The 14,341-nt window shown below is 37.1% G+C and carries 10 protein-coding genes; 9 read left to right on the top strand and 1 reads right to left on the bottom strand.

Annotation, left to right across the window (positions count from 1 at the left end; all coding sequences use genetic code 11):
- Positions 1–153: 153 nt before the first annotated feature.
- From FLEMA_RS0101700 to FLEMA_RS0101645, 9 genes are all read left to right on the top strand, one after another.
- Positions 154–1,623 (top strand): Gfo/Idh/MocA family protein, encoded by a 1,470-nt coding sequence (locus FLEMA_RS0101700; protein WP_026993958.1) that lies wholly within the window; start codon positions 154–156, stop codon positions 1,621–1,623.
- A 128-nt stretch (positions 1,624–1,751) separates the two neighbouring features.
- Positions 1,752–2,084 carry an ArsR/SmtB family transcription factor gene (locus tag FLEMA_RS0101695; RefSeq protein WP_026993957.1) on the top strand — a complete coding sequence of 111 codons (333 nt, stop codon included), beginning with the start codon at positions 1,752–1,754 and terminating at the stop codon, positions 2,082–2,084.
- Between the two features lie 15 nt (positions 2,085–2,099).
- Positions 2,100–2,711, top strand: a complete 612-nt coding sequence (locus FLEMA_RS0101690) for a low molecular weight phosphatase family protein (RefSeq protein WP_026993956.1) — start codon at positions 2,100–2,102, stop codon at positions 2,709–2,711.
- A gap of 4 nt (positions 2,712–2,715) precedes the next feature.
- Positions 2,716–3,786 carry an ACR3 family arsenite efflux transporter gene (arsB, locus tag FLEMA_RS0101685; RefSeq protein WP_026993955.1) on the top strand — a complete coding sequence of 357 codons (1,071 nt, stop codon included), beginning with the start codon at positions 2,716–2,718 and terminating at the stop codon, positions 3,784–3,786.
- Positions 3,787–4,568: 782 nt separating this feature from the next.
- A complete protein-coding gene (locus FLEMA_RS0101670) occupies positions 4,569–5,180 on the top strand; it encodes an RNA polymerase sigma factor (RefSeq protein ID WP_052353910.1) in 612 nt (203 codons plus the stop codon).
- A 108-nt stretch (positions 5,181–5,288) separates the two neighbouring features.
- Positions 5,289–6,389, top strand: coding sequence for a FecR family protein (locus FLEMA_RS0101665; protein WP_026993953.1), 1,101 nt, complete (start codon positions 5,289–5,291; stop codon positions 6,387–6,389).
- 217 nt (positions 6,390–6,606) lie between these two features.
- The gene (locus FLEMA_RS0101660) at positions 6,607–9,963 is read left to right on the top strand and encodes a TonB-dependent receptor (RefSeq protein WP_026993952.1); all 3,357 of its coding nucleotides are present in this window, start codon (positions 6,607–6,609) and stop codon (positions 9,961–9,963) included.
- Positions 9,964–9,999: 36 nt separating this feature from the next.
- Positions 10,000–11,634, top strand: a complete 1,635-nt coding sequence (locus FLEMA_RS0101655) for a RagB/SusD family nutrient uptake outer membrane protein (protein ID WP_026993951.1) — start codon at positions 10,000–10,002, stop codon at positions 11,632–11,634.
- 520 nt (positions 11,635–12,154) lie between these two features.
- A complete protein-coding gene (locus FLEMA_RS0101645; RefSeq protein WP_026993950.1) occupies positions 12,155–13,894 on the top strand; it encodes an alpha-L-fucosidase in 1,740 nt (579 codons plus the stop codon).
- Between the two features lie 274 nt (positions 13,895–14,168).
- On the opposite strand, the gene FLEMA_RS76885 is transcribed toward FLEMA_RS0101645, so the two are convergent.
- Positions 14,169–14,339, bottom strand: a complete 171-nt coding sequence (locus tag FLEMA_RS76885; protein WP_159102646.1) for a hypothetical protein — start codon at positions 14,337–14,339, stop codon at positions 14,169–14,171.
- Between the last annotated feature and the right edge of the window lie 2 nt (positions 14,340–14,341).

Raw genomic sequence — 14,341 nt, 5'->3', positions numbered from 1 at the left:
TTTATAAGAATTCCCGTAATTCGACATTGCCAAAGTCAATAAATACTAAAAAATCTTAATAAAAGGCAACTTTTTGACTCAATCAGGATACACTATTTAACGATAAATCGTATTTTGGAGCGTCATATTCCCAAATAAACTAGAAAAAAAACTATGTCAAATTCTAACAATCAAAACTCAAGGAGAGACTTTATCAAAAAAAGCTCTCTGGCAGTAGGAAGTTTTTTCATTGTTCCTCGTCATGTTCTCGGCAAAGGATTTATTGCTCCTAGCGACAAGCTGAATATTGCGGCTATTGGGGCAGGCGGCAAGGGGCAGTCTGATATTATCAATGCCTATAACAATGGAGCATCGAATGTAGTGGCGTTGTGCGATGTAGATTGGGCAAGAGCCAAAACCGCTATTGATAAGTTTCCCAAAGCAAAAAAATTCCGTGATTTTAGAGTAATGCTCGACGAAATGCGTTCTGATATAGATGCTGTAACGATTTCTACACCCGACCATTTTCATGCTTATGCCGCTATGGCTTGTATGCAATTGGGCAAGCACGTTTATGTACAAAAGCCTTTGACTCATAATATTGCCGAGGCTCGAATGTTGACCAAAGCCGCTCAAAAGTATAAAGTTGTTACGCAAATGGGTAATCAGGGGTCGTCAAACCCTGCTCAGCAGGTAGCCATCAAATGGTTTGAGGAAGGCAAAATAGGTACTGTCAATACGGTGAATATTTGGACAAACCGCCCTGTTTGGCCTCAGGGTATTCCTGTTCCTACCGATAAACCCCCTTTGATAGACTCAATGTCGCCACAAGATTGGGACGTATGGGTTGGCCCTGCTCAGTGGGTAGACTATCACCCGCTTTATCACCCATTCAAATGGCGTGGCTGGTGGAACTTCGGTACAGGGGCACTGGGCGATATTGGTTGTCATACAATCGATTCGGCCTTCAGAATATTAGGATTAAGTTATCCAACAGAAGTAGAATGTAGCGTAGGAGCAGTATTTATTAAAGACTGGACTCCTGAGTATATTCCAGAAGGCTGTCCTCCATCTTCGCACGTAGAAATTAAGTTTCCAGCTACCAAAAAGAATAAATCTGCCGTAAAAATGATTTGGATGGATGGCGGTATTCGTCCGATGCACCCCGATTTGATACCTGCCAACGAGGCTATCAGTAACGATGGCGGAGCAAATGGTATTATTTTGACAGGAACAAAAGGTATTATGACTATCGGTATGTATGGCAACGACCCAAAAATCTATTTGAATTCTGGTGAAAAAATAGAAATGCCAAAAGCCCAAAACGAAGTGAAGTCGCTACCAGAATATGGTCACCAAATTAGTTGGACAGAAGCTTGCAAAGCTGGTTTTAATAGCAAAGAGCATAAAGGATTAACGTCGTCGTTTGACTATTCTGGGCCATTGACTGAAACCGTTTTGATGGGTAATTTGGCTATCAGGAGTTATATGCTTCGTAAGAAAAACGAAAAAGGAAACTTAGATTTCTATGGCCGTAACAAGTTAATTTGGAATGGCGAATCTATGAAAATCACCAACTTTGACGATGCCAACCAGTTTGTTGGTCGTCAGTACCGTGAAGGTTGGAAAATCATAGAATCATAGAAATTACTACGAAATTTTACTGAAAAGCTATTAAAAGTACATAGAATAAGCCCTTCCAATAACCTTATTGCTATGTACTTTTATTTATTGAATATTTATCGTAATATTGCAATATTAAATTAAACATTATGGGAGCTAGCAAAACAGACCACTTTACCGACCGCCAAAATCAGCTTGCTACATTGGCCAAAGCCATTGGGCATCCTGCTCGTATTGCTATTTTAGATTATCTTATCAAAGTTGATTCATGTATTTGTGGCGATATTGTCAATGAACTACCCCTAGCACAACCTACTGTTTCACAGCACCTTAGAGAGCTAAAAAACGCAGGTCTTATCAAAGGAGAAATCGAAGGCAATGCCATTTGTTATTGTATTGACGAACAAGCCTGGCGAAAATTTCAAGGTATTCTAAATACCTTATTCGATGAATATACCCCCAAAAAACAAAGTTGTTGTTAATCAAATATCATAGAAATGTTTACAGAAATCAAAAAATTTGGCGATAACCTTATCGATTCGTTTGGTACTATTAGTAATGATAGAAAAAAGTTATTACTACAAATTACCGATTATATTCAGCACAAAAAAGACCAAAATTCACCTATTCATTTGGTGTATATTTGTACCCACAACTCAAGAAGAAGCCATTTTGGGCAAGTTTGGGCAGCCGTTGCAGCCTGCTATTATGGCGTACCCAATGTATTTACTTATTCGGGAGGCACAGAGGCTACAGCCTTTAATCATAATGCCATCAATTCTTTGAAAAAAACGGGCTTTGTAATTACCAACAACCAAGCCACAAGTAATCCTATTTATACAGTAGCTTTTGGCGAAGGTAAAAACACCACTTGTTTTTCAAAAGTGTATAACCATACCGCTAATCCTCAAAGTGGGTTTGCAGCCATTATGACTTGTTCGGATGCAGACGAAAACTGCCCCTTTATTTCAGGCGTTGAGCTAAGAATAGGGACAACCTACGACGACCCTAAGGCCTTCGACAATACCGACTTACAAGATGTCAAGTACGATGAACGTTCTCGTCAGATTGCCCTTGAAACATTTTTTGTTTTCTCTCAAATTCAATAAAATTATGGCCGCCAATCGTTGTACTCCTGTTGTGGAGCGGAAAAAATTAAGCTTTTTAGACCGCTACCTTACCCTTTGGATTTTTTTAGCAATAGCCGTAGGCATAAGTCTAAGCTATTTTGTTCCTAGAACAGCTTCAGCAATACATTCCATGTCGAATGGCACAACCAATATTCCATTGGCCATAGGACTTATCTTGATGATGTACCCCCCATTGGCAAAAGTAAAGTACGAAAACATGGGCGAGGTATTTAAAAACACCCAAGTTTTAGGAGTGTCTTTGATATTGAATTGGATAATTGGCCCTATTCTTATGTTTTTATTGGCTATTACTTTTCTAAGCGACTACCCTGAATACATGATTGGTTTAATTTTGATTGGCTTAGCCCGCTGTATTGCGATGGTGGTGGTTTGGAACGAACTAGCTGAAGGTAACCGTGAATATGGAGCTGGACTAATAGCGATGAATAGTATTTTTCAGGTATTACTTTATAGTGTTTATGCTTATGTTTTTATCACGGTACTCCCTCCTATTTTTGGATTAAAGGGGCTTGAAGTAACTATTACGATTGGACAAATTGCCGAAAGTGTGGCTATTTATCTGGGCATTCCTTTTGTGGCGGGGTTTATTAGTAGGTATGTTTTGATAAAAGCAAAAGGAGAAGAGTGGTATCAGCGTCGATATATTCCTGTTATATCGCCCATTACGTTAATCGCCTTGCTTTTTACTATTGTGGTAATGTTCAGTTTGAAAGGGTCCCTAATGGTAAAAATCCCTTTCGATGTAATCAGAATAGCTATTCCTTTAAGTATTTACTTTTTGGTAATGTTTGTGCTAAGTTTTTTTATTGGCAAAGTATTCGGTGCCGATTATTCTACAAGTACGTCAATAGCCTTTACCGCTACAGGCAATAATTTTGAATTGGCTATTGCCGTAGCTATTGGTGTTTTTGGCATCAATAGTGGCGAAGCTTTTGCTGGGGTTATTGGCCCATTGGTAGAAGTACCTGCACTAATTGCTTTGGTTAACTTGGCTTTTTGGTTTAGAAAAAAATATTTCATATCAGCTAGTTAGTATCAAAGTTAATTTTTACGAAGGGATTCTACATCAGTAGCACCAACATTACCATCAAGTAGTAATTATTACATTAGCTAGAGTTCCTAAACCCAAGTTCCCATTTTTGCCAAATCCATAAGACATAACCGAAAGGTTTACTATTCCCATTACTTGGCCATTTGGATTACTGCTTTACAGAAGTCTTTTATGTAATAAGTAATATAGAATTCAAATTTTGGCACAAATACAACGACATCTACAAGATCAAGGCTCATTTTGCGAGTTTCAATGACAATCATCTGAAATATATCATAAGATTCCAACTTTCTGGATGTTGAAGCAGAGCATTCTGTATTTCAATATATAATCTGATCAAAGGAAACACTTGGGTAAGAATTCAGAATAATTAAAAAGAATAGGTTTTAGGACAACTCATATAATTAAGATTGAGCAAGAAAGTATTATACCTGTACCTTGCTTTAGATAGAATCTTTTACATCTTCAATGATTCATTTGCCTTCAAGCCAATACAAAAACTATATCTACAACCCTATTGCAGCTTATTGAAAATACAAGAAAAAATCCCCATTAATATTGCTGATATTAGTTTAGGTAATAGAGATATTATTGTGTGTAATTCATTTATTGAGTATTGTTTGGTATTTTTTTGTTAAAAATTGATATTTATAATAGTATTTTTTGTATTATTTTACTTAAGTAATTGTGTCACCAATACCCGTTGAGTTGTAGATGATGAATAGCTGTCGTAGTCATTTATAAATTTTATTAATTCTAAGATTTTGGCTATCAATTCTTTCCATAACAGTGATTTAGAAATTTGGCAATCCTTCAAAAAAGGAGACAAAAATTCTTTTACTAAAATATACCAGTTATACGCTAAGTCATTACTGAATTATGGCGTAACACTCCGTATCTCTTCAAACTTATCGGTTGTCGAAGACTGTATTCAAGATTTATTTCTGGAACTATGGCAAAGTAGAGAAAACCTCACTGACACAGATTCTATTAAATTTTACCTGTTTCGGGCGTTGAAAAACAAGCTGATGCGAACAGTTAAGTACGACTTTTCTAAAAATACTGATGAAATTGATGAAACATTAGGAGGAGATCTTTTCGAGGCTTCGATCGAGAAAATTTTAATTGAGGAAGAAAGTCAAAAAGAACGATTAGAAAGACTCAAAATAGCATTTGATGGGCTATCGCAGCGTCAGCGTGAAGTCATCAATTTAAAATATTATCACCAATTCTCAAATGCCCAGATTGCAGAAATAATGGAGCTAAATTATGCTTCTGTGGGTAATCTTCTTCAAAAAGCTCTGTTCTCTTTACGTCAATCAATCCATATTTCCATCCATTTTTCCCTAATTATTTTCGCATTATTTATTAGATAAATCATTGATTTATTTTCACTTACCTAATTTATGACAAATTAAGTATAAATTTTTTTCAAAAAAATAGGATATATTTTTGTTATAAATGTCATTCTATAATTGACAGCTATGAACTACTCTCATTACAACACCACAGATTTTGTAAAAGACGATTTTTTTTGTCGTTGGGTACAAAGTCCCGATAAACATACAAATACATTCTGGCAAGATTTCATGCGAAATCATCCAGAAAAAAGAACGGTGATTTTAGAAGCAAAATCACTGGTAAAAACGCTTGGCACTATGCAAGCTACACCTATTGATGAAGAGTTATCGCTCCAAAGAATATGGAGTGGTGTAGAGCAAGAAATCCAAATGTCTGAAAAATCAAGCTATTGGCCAAAGTTTCAGTGGCAGCTAGCAGCATCAGTATTGTTACTGATAGGACTAGGCTATTGGATGAGCTATTATAAGCAAGAGAATAGAAATTTTGATATTCCTCAATTAGCGAATTATAATCTTGAAGAAATAGAGTTTGTTGAAAATCAAAATACTTCAAACCAACCTATGAGTATCAAAATGGGTGATGGTTCGGAAATAGTTCTCCAAAAAAACACACGGATTAAATACCCTAAAGTATTTGAAAAAAGTAAAAGAGAGGTCTATTTGGTTGGTGAAGCTTTTTTTAAAGTTAAAAGAAACCCACAAAAACCATTTATTATTTATACCAAAAAGCTCATAACTCAAGTATTAGGAACAAGCTTTACAATCAAAGCAAACCCTGATACTGAAGAAGAAAGAGTTATTGTAAAAACGGGTAAAGTATCGGTGCTTGCACAAACAGAAGTAAATAGTCGCAACAATAAAGATAACATTACGAGCCCAAATACAGTCATTGTTACTCCAAATCAAGAAGTGGTTTATGAGTTGCCCAAAGCTAAATTAATAAGAAAGATTGTAGAATTGCCTCAAATACTACCAGAATCTACTGGTCATCAATTATTTATATATCATAACGCATCTTTGGCAAATGTGTTTTCAGACTTAGAAAAAGCCTATGGAATCAAAATAGTATACGATGCAAAACTCTATGAAAACTGTACGATTAACGGCAACCTATCGGACGAAACCATGTTTGATAAATTGAATAGTATTACCAAAATCACAGGGCTAAGCTACCAAGTTACGGATGTTCAGGTGATTATATCTGGACAAGGATGTAACTACTAATTATTAACAAATATATTTCTTTAACACTATAAAAAGCCTACTAACAACTATGAGCTAAAAAGTTTCCAATTCTTCCTAAAAAAGAAAAGTCGGCAAATGTTCGCACCATTTACCGACTCCATGCAATTCCCGTTGAAACAATTTTAGGCACTTCTTTCGAGGAAGTGTATGGGAATATTTTTGTCAATTTTCGAGAAAAACAAAAACATTACAATTTATGAAAAAAAATCTATTAACGTTAGCAACGTTACTATCCATTATGAAAATTTCAGCTGGACAGATATTTATTGCGATTATTTTCACAACGCTGTCGTACGCCAGAGATGCTAGCGGACAAGATATGTTACAGAGAAAGATAACTCTGCATATCCAAGAAAAAGGGTTAATCGATGCTCTTTCTGAGTTTGAGAATACCGCAAAAGTAAACTTTTTCTATAGCCCAAATAGTATAGGTGCAAAGCGAAAAATAAGTATTAATGTCAAAAATAAGGAATTAAAAGAGGTGTTACATGAAGTATTTACACCACTTGGTATTAGCTATGAAATTCAAGGAAATAGGATTTTGCTAAAAAAGTCCAATACTCCTCTCTCAAAAAACGAAGAAAAAGTAGAACCCCAAGCTGAATATCAGGAACAAGCCATCACAGGTACTGTTTCAGACGAAAATGGTGTTCCTTTGGTAGGGGTAAATATTACAGTCAAAGGAACGTCTAAGGGTGGTGTAACCAATGACAAAGGACAATTCAGCATCAATGTCCCTAATGGCTCTAGCATTTTGGTATTTTCCTATATAGGATACAAAAAGCAAGAAATCCAAGTAGGTAAAGCAACCGAATTGACTATAAAGCTAGTAGCAGAACAACAAAGCTTAGATGAAGTGGTAGTTGTGGGTTATGGCACTCAAAAGAAAATCAATTTAACTGGTTCTGTTTCAAGTATTTCTGCTAAGGAAATTGCAGACAGACCCATTACACAATCGTCTCAAGCACTAGCAGGTTTAATGACAGGTGTTTCGGTATCGCAAGGTTCTGGACAGCCTGGTAATAACGGTGCAAGTATTACGATTCGTGGTATTGGCTCTTATGGTGCTGGCGGTGGTGCATTGATACTTGTTGACGGATTAGCCACGTCTATTAATGATGTTGACCCCAACAACATCAAGAGTGTTTCGGTATTGAAAGATGCAGCCTCAGCGGCGATGTATGGTAGCCGAGCTGCCAATGGTGTAATCCTCATCGAAACCAAACGAGGAGAAGCTGGCAAAATGAAAATTAGTTATAATAGCTATGCTGGATGGCAAAATGCTACACAACTACCTGATTTTGTGGAATCTGCCGAATATGCTAAGTTAAGGAATGAGGCAAATATCAACGCAGGTGCAGGTATTTCTTATACAGATGCTGACATTGAGAAATTCAGAAATGGCTCAGACTCTGATAATTATCCAAATGTACCTCACTTAAAAAATCTCTTGACTTCTGGAGATGGTTTTCAAAGTAACCATAACCTAAGTTTTATGGGTGGGAATGATAAAACAAGGTACCTTTTTTCTATTGGGTATCTTCAACAAAACGGTATCGTGGCTAAAAATGGCTATTCAAAATACAATATCCTTTTGAATACTGATACCAAAATCAAGGATAACCTTACACTAAAGGTGAATTTGGCTGGCTACACTTCCGAAAACCACTCTCCACGTCAATATGATGGTGGCATGAACAGCATGATAAATTTTGCGGTAAGACAAGGCCCTATTTTTGCAGGTAAAAAATCTGATGGAACTTATGGTTACCAAGATAATTACAGTCCTGAAGCATGGATGTCAAGTCAGTCTTTTTACAAGGGAACAAACAAATACTTTTTGGGAAGCAGTGAAATTGCTTGGGAAGTAATCAAAGGATTAACCTTGAGCGGAAAAGTTGGATATAATTTCTGGAGCTATTACAACAAAGATTATGCTTCAGAATTTGTGTTTAATGCAAACAAAACGGTTGGCCCAAATAATCTAACCGTATCATCTGGGCAAGGACAGCAATTAACCATGCAGTCATTGGCAACCTATTCCAAACAAATAGACCAACACTCGTTTACGATACTCGGTGGTGTTTCTCAGGAGCAATATGATGATTGGGGAATGTCGGCTTTTCGTAAAGATTTCCCTACGAATACACTCTATGAAATCAATGGCGGCTCTGCCACAGGGATGAGTAACTCGGGTTCTGCTTCGGCATGGTCGATGCGTTCGTTTTTTAGTAGAGTAAACTACTCGTATAACAACCGATACTTGTTTGAGGCCAATATACGCTCGGATGCAACTTCTCGCTTTCCTGCAAAAGGTAGATGGGGGTATTTCCCTTCGTTCTCAGCAGGATGGATTCTTTCAGAAGAAGATTTCTTGAAGAATGTTTCTTGGGTTAATACCTTAAAAGTAAGAGCAAGCTGGGGAAAATTGGGTAACCAAAATGTAGGAACATATCCTTATCAGAACATCGTTTCGCTTGGACAAAACTATTCTCTAGGTGGCGTTTTGGTTTCTGGAGCAGCTACTACAAGACTTAGTAACGCTGATATTACTTGGGAAACCACCACTACAACCGATATTGGTATAGATGCCAGTTTGTGGAAAGGAAAATTAGATTTTACCTTGGGTGTGTTCAAAAAACAAACTTCTGGCGTGCTTTATAGCGTAGCAAGCTCTGCCACTTTGGGTCTTAGTACTTCTCCTGTAAACATTGGAGGCGTAGAAAACACGGGCTTTGAAGCGAGCTTAAACTATCATGCCAACATCGGGAAGGTTAAAATCGGAGTATCGCCAAACTTTACGGTGGTCAACAACAAGGTAACTGAGCTCGCCAATGGGCTTCAGCAAAATATTAGTGCCAATTTGTTTGTAGGACAGTCGTTAGGCGTTACTTATGGCTATGTTGCAGATGGCTTATTTAAAGATGCCGATGATGTAGCTAAGTATCCTCAACAACCTTATTCTGCACAACCTGGCTTTATCAGATTCAAAGATATAAGTGGCCCTAATGGTGTACCAGATGGTAAAGTAGACGCTACTTATGATAGAACATTTATCGGAAATACTGTACCGAAATACAACTTTGGTTTAACACTTACCGCAAACTACAAAGGATTTGATTTCTTAATGTTAGTGCAAGGACTTGCAGGATGGCAAAAACAAATGAATAACTATCAGGCATTTGCCTTCTTCAACGGAGGACAAATCCAAAGATGGCAAGTAGAAAACCGTTGGACAACTGAAAACCCCAATCCAAATGCACTTTATCCAAAACTAACAAGTCTCAACGAAGGAAGTGGTATTGTTCAAGCCTCAACATTTTGGAATAGAGATGCCAGTTTTGCTAGATTAAAGAGCTTACAGGTAGGCTATACATTTAGTAATGAGTTGATGAATAAAATGAAGATTGATAGACTGAGAGTGTACTTTAGTGGTCAAAACCTCCTTTCTATTAATTCATATTATCAAGGATGGGACCCCGAAATGGCACAAAATGGCGGATTTTATCCCCTTACAAGTGTTTATACTTTTGGTGTAAATGTATCATTCTAAACTATACTGACATATTTTACTAAACGATTGAAAGACATGAAATTCAAAAATATATATTCAAAACTACCATCTTTCAAAATAGGCTTACTGTTTGTACTATACTGTTCGATGGTAGCTTGTAAAAGTGATTACTTTGATAAACAACCCCTCGACTCCATTTCAGACGGTACTTTCTGGAAAACAGAAAAAGATGCAAATTTAGCCCTAATTGGATGTTATAATATCGGAGCAGGCTGGTCTGGCGAGGATTTTTGGAATGCCAGAGCTGTATTTTATCTTGACTTAATGGCAGGACTGGGTTCTGAGAAAGAGCTAATTCCCGACCATGTTACCGATGGCACACTCAATGCCTCTTATTGGGTAACGAATAGCTATTGGAATAATACTTACAATAAGATTGCCAAATGCAATAACTTCCTAGACCATATTGATGCTATTCAGATGGATCAAACCAAGAAGAATATCTTAAAATCTGAAATTCGTACTTTAAGGGCTTATTGTTTGTTCAACCTTGCTCTATACTTTGGGGATGTGCCTTTGCCCAAAAAGCTATTAACCTTAGATGAGGCAAACTCTATTACGAGAACGCCTAAGGCAGAGGTTTGGACTTTTGTAGAAAACGAACTAAAAGAAAGTGCTGCCTTATTACCTGCTACTCGTCCAAGTAGTGAAATGGGACGTATTACAGCAGGAGCGGCTTTGGCTATTTTGGGTAGAGTACAAATGGCAGAAAAAAAATGGAGCGATGCCGCTACAACCTACAAAAAAATCATTGATAGCGGTGTTTATTCAATCGAACAAGGAGGTTTTAAAAAGTTATTTATTCAAACAGGAGAAAATAGCAATGAAATCATTCTTGCCTCACAATACCACGAGGATACCTACAGCCATGTGTTTTTGCAATATCTTTATCCTGAAACTTACGGTGGATGGCATCAGTTTTCGCCTTACAACGAGTTGGTACAGTCGTATGAGTGTACCGATGGAAAAACGGTAGAAGAGTCTCCTTTATACAATTCAAATAACCCTTATAACAATCGTGACCCAAGGCTAGACCAAACAATCATGATTTCTGATCGTGCAGTATTCAAAGGAGTACAATATATCTCAAGACCCGAATCAAATTCTCCTGATAGAATGAGTCGATATAATTGGAGTGGCTATTGCGTCAACAAGTTTATGGATTCAACCTTTTCTGGAAACCTCATGAACTATGGTGGAAACTTTACCTTGATTCGTTATGCTGAAGTACTTCTAAGCTATCTTGAAGCAAAAGTGGAAGCTGGCGATGCCATTAATCAAGCGTTATTGGATGAAACTATCAATAAAGTTAGAGGTAGAGCGTCTGTGAATATGCCCCCTGTAAGGGTAACTGATGCTGCACCTTTGAGAACAATCTTTAGAAGAGAACGCAAAGTAGAATTGGCATTTGAAGGAATACATTATTATGATATTCTGAGATGGGGCACTGCCGCAACCGAACTGAATCGACAGTTTACAGGTATGAAGCTCACCAACTCGCCATCTACCTATAAAGACTACCCTGTTGATAATCAAGGATTCTTGCTTTATCAAAAAAGAGCCTTTGTTGCTGGACGAAATGAATTATGGCCAATTCCTCAGTCGGAAAGAGATATTAATAAAAACCTTACACAAAACCCTGGATATTAGTATTAGTGCTGAATTATGAGTTGTGAGTTAGGGCTGTACGAAAGATATTATTTTATTCAAAAGCGTTCTAATTATTAGCATTTTTGCGGTAGTAGCAACCCTTGCGGTTGCCACATTCAGCATGGCAACCACAAGGGTTGCTACTACTGGAATTTTATTCTGAAGACAAGATTAATCTTTCATACAGAACTAGTTATGAGTTGTGAATTAAACATACAAAATACTGATTATCAGAATATTAAATTTGATTAATTCCTTCTAGGTTATAAGTTTTAGGTCAAAAAGCTTCATTGAATTCATGGGGAATATTTTTACCGAAAGCCCATTGCCGAAAGCCAAAAAATTAAATCTAATGAACTGGAGGCGTAAAGTATTGATAATTAAAATTTTTCACATTCACAATTCAGCACTGATACTTATATTATTCATTAAAATCATATCCCTAAAACGCCTTAGCGAATGAAAATGCGTTTTTCATTCGCTAGGTTTTTTTAATTAAATGCTCTATTGAGCTACAAACATGAAAAAAATATTTGTCCTACTTGTTCCCTTCATACTGCCTGTTTGTATGTATGCACAGGAAAAAAATCCATTTCCAACGATCTCGAAGCCAAGACCCATCGATAGTGAAACCGTAGGAGATTGGAAAACATTTCCAGAAATGAAATTAAATATTCCCATCGCAAAAGGGCCTTTTGAACCCACATGGGAATCTATTGAAAAAAACTATCCCGGTACTCCTAAGTGGCTTCGTGATGCCAAGTTTGGGATTTGGGTTCACTTTGGCCCGCAATCGGCAGGAGAAAGCGGCGACTGGTATGCCCGTAATTTGTACAAATCAGAGAAAAAGGCTTATACCAATCATTTAAAAAAGTATGGACACCCATCAGAGGTTGGCTATAAAGAAGTTTTGCGTGACTGGAATCCCGTCAAGCTTAATCCATCAAAGCTCACTAAAATATACAGAGATGCTGGTGCAAAATATCTGATGATTCAAGGCGTGCATCATGATAATTATGATTTATGGAAGTCAAAATATCAGCCTTGGAATTCAGTCAATATTGGCCCTAAAAGAGATTTAATTGGAGAATGGGCAAAAGCTTGTAGAACTGATGGAATGCGATTTGGTGTTACCTTTCACCATGAATATACTTGGTGGTGGTGGCAAACAGCCTTTGGAAGCGATAAAGAAGGAGACAAAAAGGGAATTCCTTACGACGGACACCTCACCCTTGCCGATGGTAAAGGAAAATGGTGGGAAGGCTATGACCCTCGGATGCTTTATGGTATCGACCTCAGAGAATATAAAGGAGTAGAACAAAATGCTCATACCGACTGGTCGCCATCTCCAGCGGGTATTTTTTCAAACCATCTTGATTATGCCAGATGGTACACCACCAATTGGGCTTTGCGAATGATGGATGTTGTAGAACATTACGACCCAGATTTTATTTATACTGATGGTACTGTACAAGGCCCATTTACAGGAAATGGCACAGGAACAGGGATAAAAGCCGATGCTATGCAACATGTAATTGCTGATTTTTACAACCGTACACTCCAAAGAAGAGGTAGCGTAAATACTTTCAGTATTGTAAAATTCCGTAATAATACCAATGGTACAGTGAATACTGAAGAGTTTGGCGTTCCTGAAAAAATCAATACCGCTCAACCTTGGATTGCCGAAGCACCAGTTGGAGACTGGTTTTATGCCCCAGGTTTTACTTATGATTCAGGAATGATGATTAGATATGTAATCGAAGCCATTGCACGTGACGGTAATGCGGCTCTTTGTATCTCTATTTTACCCGATGGTTCTTTGGACGAAGGCAGTTTGAAAATGCTAAAAGAAGTAGGTATCTGGATGCGTAGAAATGGGGCTGCTGTGTATGGTAGCAAGGCTTGGAGTATTCCTGGAGAAGGAGAAATCATCAATAATAAGTTGAAAATGTTACCAGGGGGTGGCTTAACGAAAAGGCACGCCGAGTTTAAATTCAATGAAACAGACTTCAGATTTACGGTTGGGAAAGACAATTCACTTTATGCTTTTTGTATGACAGTGCCTGCTCCAAATACCACTATTAAAATAAAATCTTTGGGTACAAATACAGGGAATTATTCTCAAAGTATCAAGAAGGTTTCTTTGCTTGGTTACAAAGGAAAACTCCATTGGAAACAAGAAGCTGACGGCTTAACCATTACCTGTCCTTCAACGATGCCTTACGAAACATCTGTAGTCTTTAAAGTAGAGCAACGTTGAGCATAAAAGGCTTTCCTATACTACAGATAGATTGGTAATTAAGTTATTTCTTTTACTCAAAAAACTGAATCAATATTTGAACTTCTTTATCTGGATTTACGGGATTTTAGGATTGATAGGAAACATAATCAAGCTATAATCCTAAAAATTCTTTAATCCCATAAATCCAGCCATAGATAATTAATTATTTCGTAAAGCAAACCACAATACAAAAATCATGGAAACGAGTAACAATAAAAGTAGCAGCAATGCCCCAATAGACCTGCTACTGGATTTATGAAGATGTTTTTTGTTTTTCATAACGATTTTTATATTGTGCTATGCGTTCTCGTAAAGGGTTTCCAATTTTTTCTAAACCCGTGATGGTTACTTGTATATTGACCAATGTGAAAATAATGAGCAATATTACCGCAACAATACTAATAGATATAATGAGTGTCAACATGG

It is taken from the genome of Flectobacillus major DSM 103 (genome assembly GCF_000427405.1).
GTDB lineage: Bacteria > Bacteroidota > Bacteroidia > Cytophagales > Spirosomataceae > Flectobacillus > Flectobacillus major.
Note: the sequence above shows the minus strand (reverse complement) of the source record. Positions and strands in the feature narration are given on the sequence as shown.

Bases quoted from the DNA above. Each gene is read 5' to 3' on its own strand.
- FLEMA_RS0101700 (WP_026993958.1), top strand. From the start codon at position 154: ATGTCAAATTCTAACAATCAAAACTCAAGGAGAGACTTTATCAAAAAA.
- FLEMA_RS0101695 (WP_026993957.1), top strand. From the start codon at position 1,752: ATGGGAGCTAGCAAAACAGACCACTTTACCGACCGCCAAAATCAGCTT.
- FLEMA_RS0101690 (WP_026993956.1), top strand. From the start codon at position 2,100: ATGTTTACAGAAATCAAAAAATTTGGCGATAACCTTATCGATTCGTTT.
- arsB (WP_026993955.1), top strand. From the start codon at position 2,716: ATGGCCGCCAATCGTTGTACTCCTGTTGTGGAGCGGAAAAAATTAAGC.
- FLEMA_RS0101665 (WP_026993953.1), top strand. From the start codon at position 5,289: ATGAACTACTCTCATTACAACACCACAGATTTTGTAAAAGACGATTTT.
- FLEMA_RS0101660 (WP_026993952.1), top strand. From the start codon at position 6,607: ATGAAAAAAAATCTATTAACGTTAGCAACGTTACTATCCATTATGAAA.
- FLEMA_RS0101655 (WP_026993951.1), top strand. From the start codon at position 10,000: ATGAAATTCAAAAATATATATTCAAAACTACCATCTTTCAAAATAGGC.
- FLEMA_RS0101645 (WP_026993950.1), top strand. From the start codon at position 12,155: ATGAAAAAAATATTTGTCCTACTTGTTCCCTTCATACTGCCTGTTTGT.
- FLEMA_RS76885 (WP_159102646.1), bottom strand. From the start codon at position 14,339: ATGTTGACACTCATTATATCTATTAGTATTGTTGCGGTAATATTGCTC.